Below are 21,380 nucleotides of genomic sequence, written 5' to 3'. Positions count from 1 at the left end.
CCGGCGTCCTCGGCCTGGACCGGGTCGGCGTGGACGACGACTTCTTCGACCTGGGCGGCCACTCGCTGCTGGCCGTACGGCTGATCAGCCGGATCCGTGCCGACCTCGGCATCGAACTGCCGCTGCCCGTGCTGCTGGAGTCGCCGACCGTGGCGGGCGTCGCGCAGCGGCTGGGCGATCAGCGGCCCACTGTGAGACCCCCTTTGCAGCCGATGCGTGACCAGGAGGAACGTTCATGATCCCGTTGTCGTACGCGCAGCGTCGGCTGTGGTTCATCCAGCAGCTCGAAGGTCCCAGCGCGACCTACAACATCCCGATCGCCCTCCGCCTGGCCGACGACGTGGACCCGGGAGCACTCCAAGCTGCCTTCCTGGACGTCATGGCCAGGCACGAGGCGCTGCGCACGGTGTTCCCCGTGGCGGGCGGCGAGCCGTACCAGCACGTCCTGCCCGTGGACGAGCTGGAGTGGGAGCTGACCGTCCGGGAGGTGGCGCACGGCGCGCTCGGCAGCGCCGTGGACGAGGCGTGCCGGCACGCGTTCGATCTGGCGGGGGAGCCGCCGATCAGGGCGTGGCTGTTCGTGACGGACACCGGCGAGAACACGCTCGTCGTGGTGATCCACCACATCGCCGGCGACGGCTGGTCGATGAAGCCGCTCACTCGTGACGTGTCGGCCGCGTACGAGGCCCGCTCCCACGGCAGGGCCCCGGACTGGGAGCCGCTGCCGGTCCAGTACGCCGACTACACGCTGTGGCAGCGCCAATTGCTCGGAGACGACCAGGACCCGGACAGCCTGATCTCCCGCCAGATCGGCTACTGGCGGGGCGTGCTCGACGGCCTGCCGGAGGAGCTGCCGCTGCCGTACGACCACCCGCGCCCCGACGTGCCCGGCTACCGCGGCCACGTGGCGACCGTGGACATCCCGGCCGACCTGCACGCGCGGCTGGTGGAGATCGCCAGGGCCGAGGGCGCCACCACGTTCATGGTCATGCAGGCCGGGCTCGCGGTGCTGCTCTCCAGGCTCGGCGCGGGCACCGACATCCCGATCGGCACGCCCGTCGCGGGCCGGCTGGACGCGGCCCTGGAGAACCTCGTCGGCTTCTTCGTCAACACGCTCGTGCTGCGCACCGACCTGTCCGGCGACCCGAGCTTCGGCGAGCTGCTCGGCCGCGTCAGCAAGGCAGGATGGGAGGCGCTCTCCCACCAGGACGTGCCGTTCGAGCGCCTGGTGGAGGAGCTGGCCCCGAACAGGTCGCTCTCCCGCCACCCCCTGTTCCAGGTCATGCTCACCCTCGACACCGCCACGGAGGCCCCTGACGACGGCGACGGCGTGCCGACGGCCGCGCCGGCGGCGAAGTTCGACCTCGAGATCAGCGTCACCGAGACCGTGGACGCCGCAGGACGCCCCGCGGGCATCCGCGGCTCCCTGCTTGCCTCGGCGGACCTGTTCGACGCGCCCACCGCCGCCGCCCTGGCCGGCCGCTGGACGCGGGTGCTGCGTCAGGTGGCCGCCGACCCGCGGACCCGTACCGGCGCGGTGGACCTGCTGGACGACGACGAGCGCCGGCTGCTCGCCACCTGGAACGACACCTCGCTGCCCGTGCCGCGGACGACGGTGCCCAAGCTGTTCGCGGCGCAGGCGGCCCGCACCCCCGGCGCCGTGGCCGTGGTGCGCGGCGGCGCGCAGGTGTCGTACGCCGAACTCGACGCCAGGGCCAACCGGCTGGCGCACTTCCTCGCCGAGCGCGGCGTGGGCCCCGAGACGCTGGTCGCGGTGGCCCTGGAACGCGGGATCGACCTGATCGTGGCGCTGCTCGCGGTGTCCAAGGCGGGCGGCGCGTACCTGCCGATCGACGCCTCCTACCCGGCCGAACGCGTCGCGTTCATGCTCCAGGACGCCGCGCCGGTGCTGGTGCTGACCACGGCGAAGGAGGAGCGGACCGGCGCCACCCCGCGCGTGCTCCTCGACGACCCCGCCACCGCCGCCGCCGTCGCGGCCATGCCGGCGCAGCCGCCCGCCTGTGGGCCGACCCCCGCGCATCCCGCCTACGTCATCTACACCTCGGGCTCCACCGGGCGGCCGAAGGGCGTGGTGGTCGAGCACCGGTCGGTCGGCAACCTGCTGTCGTGGGCGGCCGCCGAGTTCGGAGGCGAGCAGTTCTCCCGGGTGCTGGCCTCGACCTCGCTCAACTTCGACGTGTCGGTCTTCGAGATCTTCGGCCCGCTGGTGTCGGGCGGCTCCATCGAGATCGTGGACGACCTGCTGTCGCTCGCCGACCGTGACCGCTGGGACCTGAGCCTGATCAGCGCGGTGCCGTCGGCGTTCTCGCGGCTGCTCGACGTCGACGGCCTCGACGTGCGGGCTCGTACGGTCGTCATGGCCGGCGAGGCGCTCACCCCGAACGCCGTCGCGGCCGTCCGGGAGGCGCTGCCGGACGTGCGGCTGGCCAACATCTACGGCCCCACCGAGGCCACCGTCTACGCCACCGCCTGGTACGGCGAGACCTCCACCGGCACCCCGCCCATCGGGCGGCCCATCACCAACGTCCGCGCCCACGTGCTGGACGCCGCCCTGCGCCCGGTGCCGCCCGGCGTCCCAGGCGAGCTGTACGTGGGCGGCGCCGGCCTGGCCAGAGGCTACCTCGGCCGGCCGGGGCTGACCGCGGAACGGTTCGTGGCCGACCCGTTCGGCGGCCCTGGCGCGCGGCTCTACCGTACGGGCGACCTGGTGCGCTGGAACGCCGAAGGCGACCTCGACTACCTGGGCCGCGCCGACGACCAGGTGAAGGTGCGCGGCTTCCGCGTCGAGCCGGGCGAGATCGAGAGCGTGCTCACCGGCCACCCCGCCGTGCGCCACGCGGCGGTGATCGCCCGGCAGGACCTGCCCGGGGACAAGCGCCTGGTGGCCTACGTGACGGGCACCGGCGTCGTCCCCGAGGAGGTGCGCGAGCACGCGGCCCGCCGCCTGCCCGGCTACATGGTCCCGTCGGCCGTGGTCGTCCTCGACGCGCTGCCGCTCAACGCGCACGGCAAGCTGGACCGCAAGGCGCTGCCCGCCCCCGCGTTCGCCACCGGCGCGGGCAGGGGCCCGGCGAACGCGCGCGAGGAGCTGCTGTGCGCCGGGTTCGCCGCGATACTCGGGCTCGACGGCGTCGGCGTGGACGACGACTTCTTCGCGCTCGGCGGCCACTCGCTGCTGGTGGTCTCGCTCGTCGAGTGGCTGCGGGCGCGCGGCGTCACGATCTCCGTACGCGCGCTCTTCCAGACGCCGACCGTCGCGGGGCTCGCCGCGGCGGCCGAGGACGAGCAGGTCACCGCACCCCCCAACGGCATCCCCGGCGACGCCCGGCACATCACCCCCGCCATGCTCCCCATGGTGAGGCTGACCCAGGACGAGGTGGACCGGGTCGTCGCCGCCGTGGACGGCGGCCCCGCCAACGTCGCCGACGTCTATCCGCTGGCGCCGCTGCAGAGCGGCATCCTCTTCCACCACCTGCTCGCCGACGGCGGCGAGGACGCCTACGTGACGCCGACCGTCGTGGAGTTCGACTCCCAGGCCCGGCTGGAGGCGTTCCTGGCGGCCCTGCGGCGCGTGATCGACCGGCATGACATCTTCCGCACCGCGGTGCTGTGGGAGGGGCTCGCCGAGCCGGTCCAGGTGGTGTGGCGTACGGCGACGCTGCCGGTCACGGAGGTCGCCCCGGCGGCACCCGAGGAGCTGGTGTCCGCCGTCGGCCTGGCCATGGACCTCAGGCGGGCGCCGCTGCTCGACGTGCACACCGCCCGGCACGGCGACCGCCTGCTGGCCCTGGTGCGGGTGCACCACCTCGTCCAGGACCACCTCGGCCTGGAGATTTTGATGAACGAGGTCGCGGCGTTCATGAAGGGCGAGGAGCCGCCGGAGCCGCTGCCGTTCCGCAACTTCGTCGCCCAGGCCAGGGGCGGCCTCACCGAGGAGGAGCACGAGCGGTTCTTCGCCGGCCTGCTCGGCGACGTGGACGGCCCGACCGCGCCGTTCGGCGTCCTGGACGTGCACGGCGACGGCAAGGACGTCGTCCGCGCCGAGCTGGACCTGCCGCAGGGCCTGCCGGGCCGGGTCCGCGAGACCGCGCGCCGGCTGAGCGTCAGCCCGGCTACGCTCCTGCACGTGGCGTTCGCCCGCGTGGTGGCCGCCGTGTCCGGGCGCGACGACGTCGTGTTCGGCACGGTGCTGTTCGGCCGCATGAACGCCGGCGCGGGCGCCGACCGCGTGCCTGGGCCGTTCATCAACACGCTCCCGGTCAGGGCGCGGATCGGGGGCGCCACGATCGCGGACGCCGTCGCCGCGATGCGCGGGCAGCTGGCCGAACTGCTCGCCCACGAGCACGCGCCGCTGGCGGTGGCGCAGCGGGCCGGTGGCGTGCCCGCCGGGACGCCGCTGTTCACCTCGATACTCAACTACCGGCACAACCCCGGACAGGACGGTCAGGCAGCGGACGCCTTCGAAGGCATCAAGGTCGCTTACTCGCGCGAGAGCAACAACTACCCGCTCACCGTCTCCGTGGACGACGACGGGCAGGGCCTGTCGCTGGCCGTGGACGCCGTCGCGCCCATCGACCCCGGCCTGGTGGCCCGGCTGCTGAGCACCGCGCTGGACGGCCTCGTCACCGCCCTCCGCGACGACCGGGAGGCGGCGCTGTCCGGCGTGCCGGTGCTGGACCAGGCCGCCAGGCGGCAGGTGCTGGAGGAGTGGAACGGGACGCCCGCCCCGGCGCCGGCCGTGCCTGTCGTGGAGCGGTTCGAGCGGTGGGCCGCGGCCACGCCGGACGCGGTCGCGGTGACCTGCGACGGCGTGGAGGTGACGTACGGGGAGCTGGACGCGCGGGCGAACCTGCTGGCCGCCCGGCTGGCGGACCTGGGCGTCGGCCGCGAGTCGGTCGTGGGGCTCTGCCTGCCGCGCGGCATCGGGGCGCTGACCGCCATGCTCGCGATCTGGAAGGCGGGCGGCGCCTACCTGCCGATCGACCCGGCGCATCCCGCCGAGCGCATCCGGTTCGTCCTCGCCGACGCGCAAGCCGTGGCCGTGCTCGCCGACGCCGCCACCGCCGACGCCCTGTCCGGTGTGCCGGGTGTGATGGTCCTCGACGATCGGCCGGTGGACGGCGTGCCCGCGCCGGTGCGCACCCGGGTCGAGCCGGGCGGGCTGGCGTACGTGATGTACACCTCCGGCTCGTCCGGGCTGCCCAAGGGGGTGGCGGTCACCCACGGCGGCCTGGCCTCTTACGTGGCCTGGTCGGCTGAAACGTACGCGGTGGCGGGCGGCGCGCCCGTGCACTCGTCGCTGGCGTTCGACCTGACGGTGACCAGCGTGTGGGTGCCGCTCGCGGCCGGCGCCGGCGTGCGCGTCAGCGTGGCGGGCGGGGCCGAGGGGCTGGCGGCGGTCGTGCGCGAGCAGGGCGGCGGGTTCGGGCTCGCCAAGGTCGTGCCGGGACACCTGCCGCTGCTGCGCCAGGAGCCGGGGAACGTCGCGGCCGGCGCGCGCCACTGGGTCGTCGGCGGGGAACCGCTCGCCGGGGCCGAGGTGCGCGCCTGGCTGGCGCGGGCGCCCGAGTCGGTGGTGGTCAACGAGTACGGGCCCACCGAGGCGGTGGTCGGCTGCTGCACCTTCGAGGTGCGCGCCGGGCAGGAGGTGGGCACGTGGGTGCCGATCGGCCGGCCCTCGCCCGGCACCCGCCTGTACGTGCTGGACGGCGGCCTGGAGCCGGTCCCCGTGGGGGTGCCTGGCGAGCTGTACATCGCCGGCGCGCAGGTCGCCCGCGGCTACGCGGGACGCCCCGGGCCGACCGCCGAGCGCTTCGTGGCCTGCCCGTACGGCGGGCGCATGTACCGTACCGGCGACCTCGTGCGCTGGAACGCCGGCGGGCAGCTGGAGTTCCTCGGCCGCACGGACGACCAGGTCAAGATCCGCGGCTACCGCATCGAGCCGGGCGAGGTCCAGGCCGCCGTAGCCGCCCACCCCCAAGTCTCCCAGGCGGCGGTGATCGCCCGCGAGGACAGACCAGGCGACCTCCGCCTGGTCGCCTACGTCGTCCCGGCAGCCGCGGGAGCCGGTGTCACGGCCGGTGTCGCGCCGGACGAGGTGCTCGCCTTCGCGGCCGGGCGGCTGCCCGAGCACATGGTGCCCGCCGCCGTCGTGGTGCTGGACGCGCTGCCGCTCACCGTCAACGGCAAGCTCAGGCGGGACGCGCTGCCCGCCCCCGAGTACGCGGTGACCGAGGGCCGCGGCCCCGCCACCGTACGGGAGGAGATCCTCTGCGAGGAGTTCGCCCGCGTGCTCGGCCTGGACCGGGTCGGCGTGCACGACAACTTCTTCCGCCTGGGCGGCCACTCGCTCCTGGCCGTGTCACTGGTCGAACGCCTGCGGGCGCGCGGCGTCGCGGTGTCGGTGCGCGCCCTGTTCGACCGGCCCACGGTGGCCGGCCTGGCCGCCGCGGCGGCGGTGCCCTGGGTGGAGGTGCCGCCCGGCCGCATCCCCGAGGACGCTCGGGAGATCACCCCTGACATGCTCCCGCTGGCGGACCTGACCCCCCAGGAGATCGAGCGGATCGTGGCGAGCGTGACGGGCGGCGCCGCCAACGTCGCCGACGTGTACCCGCTGGCTCCGCTCCAGGAGGGCCTGCTCTTCCACCACCTCATGGCGGGCGGCGGACGCGACACCTACGCCGCGCCCACGGTGGTGGAGTGCGACTCCAGGCAGGGCTTCGACGCCTTCGTCGAGGCGCTGAGGCAGGTGGTGGACCGCCACGACATCCACCGCACGGCGGTCGTGTGGGAGGGCCTGCGTGAGCCGGTGCAGGTCGTGTGGCGGCACGCGGAGCTCCCCGTACGCGAGGCGAGCCTGGGGGGTGGCGACGCGCTCGACGAGCTGCTCGCCCTCGCCGCCGAGCCGATGGACCTCGCCCGCGCCCCGCTGATGGACGTGACGGCGGCCCAGGACCCGGCCACGGGAAGGTGGCTGGCGATGGTCCGCATGCACCACATCGTCCGCGACCACATGGCGCTCGAGGCCGTGTACGAGGAGGTCTCGGCCATCCTCGCGGGTCGCGGCGGCGAGCTGCCCGAGCCCGTGCCGTTCCGCGACTTCGTGGCCCAGGCGCGCGGCGGCGTCACCCGGGAGGAGCACGAGCGCTACTTCACGGGGCTGCTCGGCGACGTGACCGAGCCGACCGCCCCGTTCGGCCTGGTGGACGTGCACGCCGACGGCACCGCGACCGAGCAGGCGCTGATGCGTGTCGATCCCGAGCTGGAGGCGCGCTTGCGCGCGGTCGCGCGCCGCCTCGGCGCCAGCCCCGCCACGATCGCGCACGTCGCCTGGGCCCGCGTGCTGGCCGCCGTGTCCGGCCGCGACGACGTCGTCTTCGGCACCGTGCTGTTCGGCCGCATGAACGCCGGCACCGGCGCCGACCGCGCGCTCGGCCTGTTCATGAACACCCTGCCGGTACGGGTCCGCCTCGGCGACGGCGGGACGAGCGTGACCGGCGCCGTCACCGCCATGCGGGACCAGCTCGCCGCGCTGCTGGAGCACGAGCACGCCCCCCTGGCCGTGGCCCAGCGCGCGAGCGGCGTGCCCGCCGACGCCCCGCTGTTCACCTCGCTGCTGAACTACCGCCACAACACCGCCGCCCCCGACCGTCAGCCGGACGCGGACGCCGGCGGCGTCCGCGTCGCCTACACCAGGCCGGTCAACAACTATCCCCTCACCGTCGCCGTGGACGACGACGGCGACGGCATGGGCCTGGCCGTGGACGCCGTGGCGCCCATCGACCCCCACGCCGTCGGCGGGCTCGTCATGACCGCGCTGAAGAACCTCGTGACGGCGCTGGAGGCCGAGCATGACGCGCAGGACGTGCCGCTGCGCGCCGTCGAGGTGCTCGGCGAGGACGAGCTGCGCCGCCTGCTGGAGGAGTGGAACGACACCGCGGCGGAGATCCCGGACCGCACGGTCGTCCGCATGTTCGAGGAGCAGGCCGCCCGCACGCCGGGCGAGGTGGCGGTGGTGGGCGGCGCGACCCGGCTCACGTACGCCGAACTGGACGAGCGGGCCGCCCGGCTGGCCGCCTACCTGACCGCCCAGGGCGTCGGCGCCGAGTCGGTCGTGGGCCTGTGCCTGCCCCGGGGCGTGGAGGTGGTGACGGCCATCCTCGCGGTGTGGAAGGCGGGCGCCGCGTACCTGCCGATCGACCCCGAGCAGCCCGCCGACCGGATCGTGTACCTGCTGTCCGACAGCCGCGCCGCGCTGCTGCTCGGCACCGCGGACATCCTGGACGAGCTGCCGGTCGCCAGGATCCGCACGCTCGCGCTCGACGATCCGCTGGTCGCGGCCCAGATCGCCGCGGCGCCGCGCGGCTCGGCCGCGATCGCCGTCCCCCCGCAGGCCGTCGCGTACGTGATCTACACCTCGGGCTCGACGGGCCGGCCGAAGGGCGTGGCCGTCACCCACGGCGGGCTCGCCAACTACGTCACGCACGTGCCCGGCGCCGTCGGCCTCGGCGAGCCGGGCGCCCGCTACGCCGTCCTCCAGGGCCAGGCCACCGACCTGGGCAACACGATCATGTTCGCCAGCCTCGCCCACGGCGGGCAGTTGCACGTCCTCGACGCCGGCACCGCCGTGGCGCCCTACCTGAGCGAGCACCGCATCGACTACCTCAAGGCGGTGCCCTCCCATCTGGCCGCGCTCGGCGCCGACGGCCGTCTCGCCGACGTGCTGCCCGCCAGGTCGCTGGTGCTGGGCGGCGAGGCCGCTCCCGAGCCGTGGGTCAGCGATCTGCTCGCGGCGGCCGGCGAGCGCCGGGTGTTCAACCACTACGGCCCCACCGAGACCACGATCGGCGTGGCCACCACCCGCCTCACGCCGGGCGGCGCGGTGCCCATCGGCCGGCCCGTCGCCAACACCCGCCTGTACGTGCTCGACCGCTGGCTGCGACCGGTCCCCGCCGGCTCGCTCGGCGAGGTGTACGCCGCCGGTGAGGGGCTGGCCCGCGGCTACGTCGGCCGGCCGGGGCTGACCGCCGAGCGGTTCGTGGCCTGCCCGTACGGCGGGCGCATGTACCGTACCGGCGACCTGGCCGGCTGGACCCCCGACGGGCAGCTGCTCTTCGCCGGCCGCGCCGACGACCAGGTCAAGATCCGCGGCTTCCGGGTCGAGCCCAGCGAGGTCCAGGCGGTCGTGGCCGCGCACCCGCGCGTCACCGGCGCCGCCGTGGTGGCGCGCGAGGACGTCCCCGGCGACCGGCGCCTGGTCGCGTACGTGACCGGCGAGGGCGTCGAGCCGGAGGACGTGCGCACGTTCGCGGCCGCCCGGCTGCCCGGCCACATGGTCCCTGCGGCGGTGGTCGAGCTGGACGAGCTGCCCCTCATGTCCAACGGCAAGCTCGACCGCAAGGCCCTGCCCGCCCCCGGCCGCGCCACGGCGGCCGGCGACGGCCGTGGCCCCGCCGACCTGCGCGAGGAGCTGCTGTGCGCGGCCTTCGCCGACGTCCTCGGCCTGGAGCGGGTGGGCGTGGACGACGACTTCTTCCAGCTCGGCGGCCACTCGCTGCTGGCCGTCCGGCTCGTCAGCCGCATCCGCGCCGTGCTCGGCGTGGACATCGAGATCCGCGAGCTGTTCGAGGCGCCGACGGTGGCCGGGCTCGCGGTCAGGCTGGCGAGCGCGGGCAGGAGCCGCCCGCCGCTCGCCGCCAGGGAACGCCCCGAGCTGGTGCCGCTGTCGTACGGGCAGCGCAGGTTGTGGTTCATCGCCCAGCTCGAAGGACCCAGCGACGCCTACAACATCCCGGCCGCCGTCCGCATGGACGGCGAGGTGGACCGCGACGCGCTCCGCGCCGCCCTGGGCGACGTGCTCCAACGCCATGAGACCCTGCGCACGGTCTTCCACGTGGTGGGCGGCGAGCCGTACCAGAAGGTCCTCGACCTCGACGACCTCGACTGGGAGCCCGAGTTCCGCGACGTCGCGCTCGAGGACCTCGCGGCGGCCACCGCCCAGGCCGAGCGCCACGCCTTCGACCTGGCGCGCGAGGCGCCGATCCGCATGTCGCTGTTCAGCACAGGGCCGGCCGAGCACGTGCTGGTGGTGGTCATGCACCACATCGCCGGCGACGGCTGGTCGTGGTCGGCGCTGGCCAGGGACTTCTCCACCGCGTACGCGGCCAGGCGCGAGGGCAGGCCGCCCGGCTGGACGCCGCTGCCCGTCCAGTACGCCGACTACACGCTCTGGCAGCGCGACCTGCTCGGCGACGCCGGCGACCCGGACAGCGTCATCGCCCGCCAGATCGCCTACTGGCGCGGCGCGCTGGCCGGCGCGCCCGAGGAGCTGCCGCTGCCCGCGGACAGGACGCGCCCCGCCGTCGCCGGTCACCGCGGCGTCCGCGTCCCGCTGGACATCCCGGCCGCCACCCACGCGCGGCTCCTGGAGCTGGCCCGCGCCGAGGGCGTGACGATGTTCATGGTGCTGCACGGCGCGCTCGCGGTCCTGCTGTCGCGGCTGGGCGCCGGCACCGACGTCCCCATCGGGTCGGCTGCGGCGGGGCGCGGCGACGAGGCGCTCGACGACCTGGTCGGCTACTTCGTGAACACGTTCGTGCTGCGTACCGACCTGTCCGGCGACCCGGCCTTCCGCGAGGTGCTGAGCCGGGTGCGGGAGACGGGTCTTGAGGCGTTCGCCCACCAGGACGTGCCCTTCGAACGGCTCGTGGAGGAGCTGTCGCCGGCCCGGTCCCTGGCCCGCCACCCGCTGTTCCAGGTGGTGCTGCTGCTGGAGAACACCGCCGCGCCGGTCCTCGACCTGCCCGGCGTGCGGCAGGGCGGCGGCGGCCTGGGCACCGGCGGCGCGGTCGTCAAGTTCGACCTCGACGTCAGCGTGGTCGAGGTGCTCGACGCGAGCGGCGCCCCGGCCGGGCTGCGCGGCTCGGTGACGGCGGCGGCCGACCTGTTCGACGCGGAGACGGCCGAGATGATCGCCGATCGGCTGGCCCGCGTGCTGGACACGCTCGCCGCCGACCCCGGCCTGCGGCTGAGCCAGGTGGACGTCCTGGACGGCGTCGAACGCCGCCGCCTGCTGCGGGAGTGGAACGACACGGCGCTCGAGGTGCCCCGCGCGACCGTCGCCGGCCTGCTGGAGGAGCAGGCTCGCCGGACCCCGGACGCCGTCGCCCTGGCCTTCGGCGCGGACCGGCTCACCTACGCCGAGCTGCACGAGCGGGCGAACCGGCTGGCCCGCCACCTCGCCGGCAGGGGAGTGGGCCCCGAGACGGTCGTCGCCGTCGTGCTGGAGCGCGGCGTGGACCTGCTCGTGGCGCTCCTGGCCGTGGTCAAGGCCGGCGGCGCGTACCTGCCGATCGACCCGGCCTATCCGTCGGAGCGGACCGCGTACGTGATCGCCGACGCGGGCGTGGTGTGCCTGCTGACCAGCGACGACCTGCGCGAGCGGCTGCCCGGGTTCGGCATCTCACCGGACGGCCGGGACGGCGTGCCCGTGCTCGTCCTCGACGATCCCGCGTCGGCGGCGGAGGTGGCCGCGCTGGACGGCTCGCCCCTGGCCCAGGGCGAGCGCACCGCGCCGCTGCTGCCCGAGCATCCCCTGTGGGTCATCTACACCTCCGGCTCGACGGGGCGGCCGAAGGGCGTGCTCGTCGAGCACCGGGCCGTGGTGAACTTCCTGACCTCGATGCGGGACCTGGTGCCGCTCGCCCCCGGCGACCACCTGGCGGCGGTCAGCACCGTGGGCTGCGACATGGGCGGGCTGGAGCTCTACCTGCCGCTGCTCACCGGCGCGCGGCTGGTCATGGCGGCGCAGGAGCAGGTGCTCGACCCCTGGAAGCTGCGCGCGCTCGTCCGTGAGTCCCTTGACGAGTCCGTCGACGCGGGCGGCGGCGTGACCGTGCACGCCACGCCCAGCCTGTGGCGCGGGCTGCTGGCCGACGACGGCGACCCGGTGGACTGGACGCGCGTCCGCGTCCTCGTCGGCGCCGAGGCGCTGCCCGACGACCTCGCCCGCGCCCTCCTGGACCGGGCCGGCGCCCTCACCAACCTGTACGGCCCCACCGAGACCACGGTCTGGTCGACCGCCGGAGCGCTCACCCAGGACCGGCCGGACGCCACCTCGATCGGCGTCCCGATCGGCAACACGCAGGTGTACGTCCTGGACGACAGGCTCGCGCCGGTGGCGCCCGGCGTGGCCGGCGAGCTGTACATCGCCGGCGCCGGCCTCGCGCGCGGCTACCTCGGGCGGCCCGGCCTGACCGCCGAGCGCTTCGTGCCCTGCCCGTACGGCGGGCCAGGCGCGCGCATGTACCGCACGGGCGACCTGGTGCGGTGGAGCAGGGACGGCGACCTGCGCTTCCTCGGCCGCACCGACGACCAGGTCAAGATCCGCGGCTTCCGCGTCGAGCTGGGCGAGATCGAGGCCCTCCTGGCCGCGCACCCCTCGGTCGCCCAGGCCGTGGTGGTCGTCAGAGAGGACACCCCAGGAGACCGCCGCCTGATCGCCTACGTGGTCCCCTCCGAAAGCGCTGACGAGCGGATCGGGGATGAGTTGCGTGAGACGTTGCGCGGGCTCGCGAGGGACCGGCTGCCCGGCTACATGGTGCCGGCCGCGGTCGTGCCGCTCGACCGGATGCCGCTGATGCCCAACGGCAAGCTCGACCGCAAGGCGCTGCCCGCCCCCGAGTACACGGCGGGGGAGCGCAGCTCGGCCGGGCTCATGCTGGAGGAGATCCTGTGCGACGCCTTCGCCGAGGTGCTGGGCGTGCCCGAGGTGGGCGTGCACGACGACTTCTTCGCCCTCGGCGGGCACTCGCTGCTCGCGGTGGCGTGGGTCGAGCGGCTGCGCGAGCGCGGCGTGCAGGTCGAGGTGCGCGACCTGTTCGCCGCCCCGAGCGCCGCCGACCTGATGAAACGGCTGAGCATGTCAGCGGTGAGCGACTCCTTCGACGTCCTGCTGCCGCTGCGGGTCAAGGGCGACGGCCCGCCGCTGTTCTGCCTGCCGCCCGCCGCCGGCCTGTGCTGGGGATACGGCCCGCTGGGCCGCGTCCTGCCGGCCGAGATGCCGCTCTACGGCCTGCAGTCGCGCGGCCTGGACGGGCAGAGCGAGCTGTCGCGCTCGGTCCGCGAGGCGGCGCGGACGTCGATCGAGCGCCTGCGCGCCGCCCAGCCGAGCGGCCCCTACCACCTGCTGGGCTGGTCGTACGGCGCGATCGTCGCGCACGAGATGGCCGTCCAGCTCCGCGCGGAGGGGGAGGAGATCGCCGCGCTGATCGTCCTGGACCAGTTCCCCGCGGGCCACGACCCGGACGCCGGCCTGGAGGACGCGGACGCCGAGCTGGAGCGGCTCACCGAGGTCGTACGCCGCCACGCCGGCGACGTCCTGGGCGCGGTCACCGAGGACGAGCTGGTGCGCTTCGCCCGCGTCTTCCACAACAACCTGACCATTGGCAGGACCCACGACTACGGCACCTTCGACGGCGACCTGCTGCTGGTCGTCGCCGAGCACGGCCGCCCGCAGGACGAGCCCACCACCGAGCGCTGGCGGCCCTACGTCTCCGGGGAGATCACGGAGGTCAGGCTGCCGTGCGAGCACAACGACATGAACCGGCCCGACGTGCTGGCCGAGGTGTGGCAGGCCGCGTCCGCCTGGCTGGGGCTGGACGGCACGCGGTGAAAAGGAGCCGGCCGGGGCGGCGTGCCCCGGCCGGCTCCTTGGGGGAGATCGGTCAGTAGATGACGCGCGAATCGGCGCTGAGCCTGCTGCCCCTGGACTTGCGCAGGTCGCGGGAGATGTTCAGCCGCCTGAGCCAGCGGTCGGTGCCGTCGAACCTGGCGGTGAACGGCTTGCGGCCGTGCACCGCGCGGTAGTTGTCCAGGAAGATGATCTCGCCGGGCCGCAGCGCGTACCCGCCGATGGCCGCGTCGATCGCGGCGACCGTCGCCTCCAGCGCCGCCGCCTCCTCCGCGTCGCCGGGCGGGTCCATGAAGTAGGGGTCGAGCCGCAGGTACGGCTGATCCGGATGCCCGAACAGCACGGCGATGGGCGCCGGATCCGCCTCCAGAGCGGCGATCCAGTCGTAGCTGCGCTCCAGCAGCCGCCGCGTCTCGTCGTCGTCCGCGTCCCGCCGCCCGCTCACGCCGGGGCGGTGCGAGAGGTCGGGCCTGATGGGGAAGTGCTCGCGCCGCATGACCTCGGCCACCTCGGGCGGCAGCTCGACGTCGTCCACCGACGCGTACGTCGTCTCGACGCCGTCCGGGTTGCGCAGGCACATCAGGCCCACGTAGTCCGTCCGCAGCGGATGGAAGGCGTCCTCGGTGTGCCACGTGAGCAGCTCTTCGCTGCCCGAGCCCAGCTGCTCGCGCACGTGCTCCTTGATCGGGAACACGTCGTGCATCAGCCGGCCCTCCTGCTGGGTGGCCCAGCCGATCGGGTCGCCGAGCAGGGACGCGCACAGGAAGAAGTAGAAGTCCTCCTCCGGGGTGGTGGTGCGGCCGACGCAGTCCTTCCAGTGGGCCGGGGTCGGGCCGATGCGCTCGTCGTCGATCGGATAGCCGCCGATCACGCACACCGCGTCCGGCTCGCGCAGCCGGAACTCGTTCAGCCCGTGCCGCAGGCCGCGCGGCAGCTCCTGGGCATGGGTCGTGGCGGTGGCGAGGAAGCGCGGGTCCTCGGCCGAGGCGTACGAGCGGCGCAGCTCGCCGACGAGGCTTCCGATCTCCTCCAGGTCGGCGGCGCCCAGCCGGATCCTAAACATGCAGCACCTTGCCCAGCAGGTCGAGCCCGCGTGCGAACGGCTCGGCCGGACCGCCGAAGCCGAGCCTGACCCTGGCCGGATCGCCGAAGCAGGCCCCCGGCACCAGCAGCACCTGGTGCTCGCGCGCCAGGCGGTGGCACAGCTCGGTGGTGTCATCGTGGCCGCGCAGCCGGGGGAAGGCGCACACGCCGCCGCGCGGCTCGACCATGTCGGCCACGTCGGCGTTGTCGCGCATCCACTGCCGCAGCACCTCCAGGTTGCGCCGCGCCTGCGCCAGCCGGCCGGCCAGCAGCAGGTCCGCGCCCCGCGCCACCCGGGTGGCCAGGAACTCCACCAGCGGCGACAGGTGCAGCGTCATCCGGTCCCGCAGATGCAGGGTGCGGCCCAGCAGGTCCGGGTCGGCGAGGCACCAGCCCACCCGCAGGCCGGGCAGCCCGTACCCCTTGGACAGGGTGCCGATCGAGATCGCCCGCGGATGGTCGTGCCCGGGGTCGCGCAGCGGCTCGCCGCCGTGGGTCAGCTCGCGGAACGCCTGATCCCACACCAGGTGCACGCCCGCGTCCGCGGTGACGGCGACCAGCTCGTCACGCTGCGCCGGGGCCAGCGTGGCGCCGGTCGGGTTGTGCGGGAAGTTCACGACGACGGCCTTGGTGCGGTCGTTGATCAGCCGCCTGAGCAGCCCCAGGTCCGGCACGTACCCGTCCTCCGGGCGCAGCGGCCAGCCGCGCACGGCGCAGCCCAGGGTCTGCGCCACGGAGGTGAGCGAGTGGTAGGACGGCTCCAGCGCGACGATCTCGTCACCTGGGTCGAGCAGCGTGCTCAGCACGAGGTAGATGGCCTCGCTGGCGCCGTGGGTGACCATCACGCGCTCCGGATCCCCGGTGCCCCAGCGGTCGGCTACGGCGGCGCGCACCTCCGCGCCGCCCAGCGAGGTGCTGTCACGCAGCATGATCGCGTCGAGCTCCCCGGGCTCGATGCCGAGCAGCCTGCGCAGGTCGGCGAGCGAGTAGTCCTCGACCCCGCTACTGCCGATGTCGATCTCGGCCGAGAAGTAGTAGAGCCGCATCCACTCTTCCAGCGCAGCGGACTCGTATCTCATCGGGCGCCTCTCCTCACGACTAGATGAATCGGGCCGTCGCGGTGCCACGCCGTTCGCGTGACTTGCGGAAGTCGGTCGTCACGCTCACCCGCTTGAGCCAGCGGTCCGTGCCGTCGTAGGAGGCGATGAACGGCCGCCTGCCGTGCGCGAGCCGGTGGTTGTTGATGAACAGGACGTCGCCGGGGCGCAGCACGACGTCCTCGGTCCTGCCCTCCAGCAGGCCGCCGACGGCGGCGAGCGCGGCGGCGGCCTCGTCGTCGCCGTCCGGGACCTCCATGAAGTACGGGTCGATGCGCAGGTAGGGGGAGGCCGGGTCACCCCACAGGACCGCCACCCTGTTGTCGTCCCGCTTCATCTCCGCGATCTCCGCGAACTGCTCACGGTAGGCGTCCGACGGCGCGTTGTGCTCGGCGAGATGGGAGTCGTCCGGCCTGATCAGGAAGCGCGGCTGGAACAGCGTGCGCACGTGCGCCGGGTCCAGCAGGCGGACGTCGAGCTCGGCGACGGTGGTGGCCACCCTGCGCGGGTTGCGCAGGCAGCCCAGCAGCAGGAAGTCGGCCCGCCACGGGTGGAAGGCGTCCTCGGTGTGCAGGGTGAGCAGGTCGGTGCTGCCGACGCCGAGCTGCTCGGTCTCGTACCCCTTGATCGGGAAGACGTCGTGGACCAGCCGGCCGTCCTGCTGGGTCTTCCACGCGAACGGCTCGCCCAGCAGGCAGGCGTACAGCAGGAGCAGGATCTCCTCGGCGAGCTCCGGGCCGGGCCGCGGCCGGCCGCGCCAGTGGCGTGGCGTGGGCCCGATCCTGGTCTGGTCGATGGTGTGGCCGCCGACGACGCAGTAGCCGAGGGCGTCGTCGAGCGCGAAACCGCGCAGGAACCTGCGCTGCGCCGCGGGCAGCTCGGCGGCGACGACGGGCAATTCACGGAGCAGTTCCTCGTCCTCCGGGCCGTCGTATCTTTTGGCGAGCCGGAGAGTGAGTTCTTCGATCTCCTGAGCCACATCCGGGGAAACAGCCGACAATCGATCGGTCGCAGACGCCATGCGCTCACCTTGCCCCCGCCGGTGACGACAAGGGAAGTCGTATCACGACGCGGCGGGCGATTATTCTGCGCACCGGTGACGCGGGTCGCACAGTACACGAGGGCAGGCGTTCAACGCGCCGGAGAACGGGCGTCCGGCTCGGTGTTCAACTGCGGTGCGACGGCGGTTGAACACTTTTCCGCAGCGCTATTGCTGGCGTCCGCGACGCCATTCTTGTTTCACTGTCCCGGTGCCGCGTCATGCCGTGGACCCGGACGCGGCGCGCTTCGCGGTGCGTGCCTTTATCGGCGCCCCTGCCACCCCTCCGGGATTCGCTGAATTCTCCCGCGGAAAGGAGAGCCCAGATGTCCGACGCGCCGATGTTCCTGCGGTCGAAGGCCATTGTCGAACCGCTGGTCGACCGTTTTTACGGATGGATGCACACGGTGGCGCCGGTGCAGGCGTCCATGAACCTGGCATTCCTCCAGGTGCCCATGCTGGAGTCGTACCTGCAGTCGCCGCAAGTGCACATCGCGGCGAGCAACAACCCGGAGCTGCGCGGCGGGTTCTTCGTGAACATCGCCGAGGAGCGCAGCGACGAGGTGCGGGACCTGCTCGACTCCATCAAGCGCGACCGCGCCGCCATGATCCGCCTCGCGAACGCGATCGCCGAGGGTCAGGAGCTGCTGCGGGTCAACGCCACCGGCTTCGACCTCACCCCGCTCTACCCCAAGCTCCCGCCGGAGCTCAACGGCCTGGTGGAGCTGGCCTACGACACCGACAACCAGGCCGCCGTGCGCTTCATCGAGCCGCTGGTCTACAAGAGCCCGGCCTACATGGAGTCGCGGCAGTCGGTGCAGCTGTCACTGGAGCCGGGCTACGAGCGGCCCTTCATCCTGAGCACGCCCCGGCTGCCCTCGCCCGACGTGCTGGAGCTGCCGCTGCCGTTCCGCCACGACGGCCTGAAAGAGCTGTTCATGGCCCGCGTACGCCCGACGTCGCTGAACGCGCTGCGCGAGGCGCTGGAGATCGGCGACGACGCCCAGGCCGCGCTGCTGGCCGGCCTGCTCAGCGAGCAGCCCAGCGGCGCGCCCGACCGGCACATCGAGGCCGGCGGCCGGGTCCGCTACTTCGGCCACGCCTGCCTGGTCATGCAGTCGCCGCAGGCGGCGGTGGTGACCGACCCGTTCATCAGCGCGGACAGCACGGCCGGTGACCGCTACACGCTGGACGACCTGCCCGACTTCATCGACCTGGTCCTCATCACCCACGGGCACCAGGACCACATCGTGCTGGAGACGCTGCTGCAACTGCGCGGGCGCATCGGAGCGGTGGTCGCGCCGCGCTCCTCGCGGGGCAACCTCGAGGACCCGTCCATCGCGCTGTACCTGAAGAACCTGGGCTTCCCCGTCGTCGAGGTGGACGACTTCGACGAGGTCGAGATCCCCGGCGGCAAGGTCGTCGCGACACCGTTCCTCGGCGAGCACTGCGACCTGGACATCCGCGGCAAGTCCACCTACTGGGTGGAGATGGCCGGCAAGGCGATGTTCGTCGGCGCCGACTCCTCCGGCATCGACCCGGTGCTCTACCGCTACATCCGCGAGCACCTCGGGCAGGTCGACCTGGCCTTCCTCGGCATGGAGTGCGACGGCGCCTCACTCACCTGGCTCTACCAGGCGCTGCTGACCAAGCCGGTGACCAAGAAGATGAGCGACTCGCGCAAGCTGTCGGGCTCCAACGCCGAGCAGGCCGCCGCCATCATGACGGAGCTGGGCGCCGGCGAGGCCTACGTGTACGCCATGGGCGAGGAGGACTGGCTGGGCCACGTCATGGCGACCACGTACAACGACGACACGTACCAGATCAAGCAGATCAACGAGTTCCTCACGTGGTGCTCCGACCGCGGCATCCACGCCGAGCACCTGTTCCGCCAGCGGGAATGGCGCTGGTAGCCGGTCAGGCCCGGGCTCCGAGCCGCGCCCTCGGCAGGGCGGACCTGCACGCCAGCGTCTCGGACCCGGTGCTGGACACCATGAACTTCCTCAACGAGGTCACCCACCGCTACCCCGAGGCGATCTCGTTCGCCCCGGGACGCCCCTACGACGGGTTCTTCGACACCGAGCAGGTCTTCACCCACCTGCGCCGCTACCTGGAGCACCTCGCCGGCAGCGGGCACACCGACGCCGGGATCCGCGACGCGATCTTCCAGTACGGGCCTGCCGGCGGACGCATCCGCGACCTCGTGGCGGACTCGCTGCTGAAGGACGAGGGCATCGACGTGCCGCCCGAGTCGATCGTGATCACCGTGGGCGCCCAGGAGGCGATGCTGCTGGCCCTGCGCGCCCTCATCACGGGCCCGCAGGACCTGCTGCTGGTGTCCAGCCCCTGCTACGTGGGCATCACCGGCGCCGCCCGCCTGCTCGACGCCGAGGTGGGCGCGGTCGACGAGGAGGAGGACGGCTTCGCGTGCGCCGCGCTCGAAGCCGCGCTGGCCAGGGAGCGGGCCCGTGGCCGACGTCCACGGGCCTTCTACGTGATCCCCGACCACGCGAACCCGTCGGGCACCACGATGTCGCTGGAGCAGCGGCACGCGCTGCTCGACCTCGCGGACAGGGAGGGGTTCCTCGTCCTGGAGGACAGCCCGTACCGGCTGGTCAGCCCCGGCCGGCAGCTGCCCACGCTCAAGGCGCTCGACCGCACCGGCCGCGTCGTCCACCTCGGCTCCTTCTCCAAGACGCTGTTCCCCGGCGCGCGCGTCGGGTTCGTCGTGGCCGACCAGCCCGTCGCGGACGGCCGGGGCGGCGAGGGACTGCTGGCGGACGAGCTCACCAAGATCAAGAGCATGGTGACCGTGAACACCTCGCCGCTCAGCCAGGCGGTGGTGGGCGGCATGCTGCTGGCGGCCGGCGGGCGTACCCGCGAGCTGAACGTCGCCGCCGCCGCGTACTACGAGCAGGCCATGCGCGGCACGCTGCGCGCCCTCGACGGCTGCTTCACCGAGGCGGAACGCGCCGCGCTCGGCGTGCGCTGGAACCGGCCGGGCGGCGGCTTCTTCCTCGCGATGCGGGTGCCGTTCCACGCCGGCAACGCGGCGCTGGCCCGCTCCGCCGAACACTTCGGCGTCATCTGGACGCCGATGTCCTACTTCTACCCGCTGGGCGGCGGCGACCGGGCACTCCGGCTGTCCATCAGCTACCTCAGCGACACCGAGATCACCGAAGGCGTCGCCAGACTGGCGCGCTTCATCAGGGCCGAGGCGAAGGAAGGGAGAGCGGCATGTTGACCGTCGTGCGACGGATCAGAAGCAAGACCCGCATGTGGGGGTGGACCTACCGATGACCATGACGCTGTCCGAGGCCGTCCTCGCCCCGCCGCGAACGTGGCAGGCGGCGGCCCCCGCCAGGATCGCCGGCGTCGGCACCGCGGTGCCCGCGACGTCGTACACGCAGCGGGAACTGCTCGACCTGCTCCACGTCACCTCGCCGAAGGTGCGCTCGCTCTTCCTCAACAGCGCGATCGAGCGCCGCCACCTCGTCCTGCCCCCGGCCGGGACCGACGGCGAGCGGCGGCCCGAGGCGCAGGGCGAGCTGCTCGCCAAGCACAAGCGCAACGCGCTCGACATGGGCGGCAGGGCCGTGCGGGCGTGCCTCGACGACGCGGGCTTCCGGCTGGATGACGTCGCCTACCTGTGCTGCGTCACCACGACCGGCTTTCTGAGCCCCGGGCTGAGCGCGTACCTCATCGACGCGCTGGGCCTCGACCCCTCCTGCGGCCGGGCGGACATCGTCGGCATGGGCTGCAACGCCGGCCTCAACGGGCTCGGCGCGGTCACCTCCTGGGCCGTGGCCCACCCCGGCAAGCTCGCCGTGATGGTGTGCGCCGAGGCCTGTTCGGCGGCGTACGTCATGGACGCGACCATGCGCACCGCCGTGGTCAACAGCCTCTTCGGCGACGGCGCCGCCGCCATAGCGCTCGTCGCCGACCCCCCAGAAGGAGGGCACGAGAACGGGCAGGGAGATGGGGGCGGGCCCGCGGCGGGGCCGCGGGTGCTGTCGACCGCCAGCCTCCTCATCACCGACGCCATCGCCGCGATGCGCTACGACTGGGACGACGACCAGGGCAGGTTCAGCTTCTACATCGACCCCGACGTGCCGTACGTGGTGGGCGCGCACGCCGAGCAGGTCGTCGACCGCCTGCTCACCCCCGCCGGCCTCCGCCGCGAGGACGTCAGCCACTGGCTGGTGCACTCGGGCGGCAAGAAGGTGATCGACGCGGTCCGCGTCAACCTCGGCCTCACCCGCCACGACGTCCGGCACACCCGCTCGGTCCTGCGCGACTACGGCAACCTGTCCAGCGGGTCGTTCCTGTTCTCCTACGAGCGGCTGCTGCGCGAGGGCGTCGTCAGAGCGGGCGACCACGGCGTGATGATGACCATGGGGCCGGGCTCCACCATCGAGACGGCGCTGATCCAATGGTGAGCCCCGGGCCC

Annotated in this window: 8 protein-coding genes; 5 read left to right on the top strand and 3 right to left on the bottom strand. The window is 73.6% G+C overall.

Annotated elements, in window-relative coordinates; all coding sequences use genetic code 11:
* Positions 1–239: phosphopantetheine-binding protein (locus ABZW11_RS33195; protein WP_355425801.1), on the top strand; the 239-nt coding region annotated here is incomplete at its 5' end.
* Complete coding sequence (locus ABZW11_RS33190) at positions 236–13,693, top strand: amino acid adenylation domain-containing protein (RefSeq protein WP_355425798.1); 13,458 nt, start codon at positions 236–238, stop codon at positions 13,691–13,693. The genes ABZW11_RS33195 and ABZW11_RS33190, both read left to right, overlap by 4 nt.
* A gap of 52 nt (positions 13,694–13,745) precedes the next feature.
* On the opposite strand, the gene gntD is transcribed toward ABZW11_RS33190, so the two are convergent.
* The 3 genes from gntD to vioC are packed head-to-tail and all read right to left on the bottom strand — an operon-like array spanning position 13,746 to position 16,912.
* Positions 13,746–14,774, bottom strand: coding sequence for a guanitoxin biosynthesis L-enduracididine beta-hydroxylase GntD (gntD, locus tag ABZW11_RS33185; RefSeq protein WP_355425795.1), 1,029 nt, complete (start codon positions 14,772–14,774; stop codon positions 13,746–13,748).
* On the bottom strand, positions 14,767–15,873 hold the full coding sequence (gene vioD / locus ABZW11_RS33180) for a capreomycidine synthase (protein WP_355425791.1): 1,107 nt from the start codon (positions 15,871–15,873) through the stop codon (positions 14,767–14,769). Before vioD ends, gntD begins: the two co-directional genes overlap by 8 nt.
* Before the next feature lie 19 nt (positions 15,874–15,892).
* Positions 15,893–16,912, bottom strand: coding sequence for an arginine beta-hydroxylase, Fe(II)/alpha-ketoglutarate-dependent (vioC, locus tag ABZW11_RS33175; protein WP_355425788.1), 1,020 nt, complete (start codon positions 16,910–16,912; stop codon positions 15,893–15,895).
* Between the two features lie 344 nt (positions 16,913–17,256).
* Here vioC and ABZW11_RS33170 point away from each other — a divergent pair, with 344 nt between their 5' ends.
* From ABZW11_RS33170 to dpgA, 3 genes are read left to right on the top strand one after another with little or no spacing between them, the layout of a single operon-like run.
* Positions 17,257–18,843 (top strand): MBL fold metallo-hydrolase, encoded by a 1,587-nt coding sequence (locus ABZW11_RS33170; RefSeq protein WP_355425785.1) that lies wholly within the window; start codon positions 17,257–17,259, stop codon positions 18,841–18,843.
* A complete protein-coding gene (locus ABZW11_RS33165; RefSeq protein WP_355425782.1) occupies positions 18,831–20,174 on the top strand; it encodes a PLP-dependent aminotransferase family protein in 1,344 nt (447 codons plus the stop codon). The genes ABZW11_RS33170 and ABZW11_RS33165 overlap by 13 nt, the downstream gene beginning before the upstream one ends.
* Positions 20,175–20,226: 52 nt before the next feature.
* Entirely contained in the window at positions 20,227–21,369 is a 1,143-nt protein-coding gene (gene dpgA / locus ABZW11_RS33160) for a 3,5-dihydroxyphenylacetyl-CoA synthase DpgA (RefSeq protein WP_355425779.1), read from the top strand.
* The last annotated feature ends 11 nt before the right edge of the window (positions 21,370–21,380 follow it).

The sequence above is a fragment of the Nonomuraea sp. NPDC004580 genome (assembly GCF_040609855.1).
GTDB lineage: Bacteria > Actinomycetota > Actinomycetes > Streptosporangiales > Streptosporangiaceae > Nonomuraea > Nonomuraea salmonea.
The sequence above is the reverse complement of the archived record's forward strand: the minus strand, read 5'-3'. Positions and strand labels throughout refer to the sequence as shown.

Bases quoted from the DNA above. Each gene is read 5' to 3' on its own strand.
- ABZW11_RS33165 (WP_355425782.1), top strand. From the start codon at position 18,831: ATGGCGCTGGTAGCCGGTCAGGCCCGGGCTCCGAGCCGCGCCCTCGGC.
- vioD (WP_355425791.1), bottom strand. From the start codon at position 15,873: ATGAGATACGAGTCCGCTGCGCTGGAAGAGTGGATGCGGCTCTACTAC.
- ABZW11_RS33190 (WP_355425798.1), top strand. From the start codon at position 236: ATGATCCCGTTGTCGTACGCGCAGCGTCGGCTGTGGTTCATCCAGCAG.
- gntD (WP_355425795.1), bottom strand. From the start codon at position 14,774: ATGTTTAGGATCCGGCTGGGCGCCGCCGACCTGGAGGAGATCGGAAGC.
- ABZW11_RS33170 (WP_355425785.1), top strand. From the start codon at position 17,257: ATGTCCGACGCGCCGATGTTCCTGCGGTCGAAGGCCATTGTCGAACCG.
- dpgA (WP_355425779.1), top strand. From the start codon at position 20,227: ATGACCATGACGCTGTCCGAGGCCGTCCTCGCCCCGCCGCGAACGTGG.
- vioC (WP_355425788.1), bottom strand. From the start codon at position 16,912: ATGGCGTCTGCGACCGATCGATTGTCGGCTGTTTCCCCGGATGTGGCT.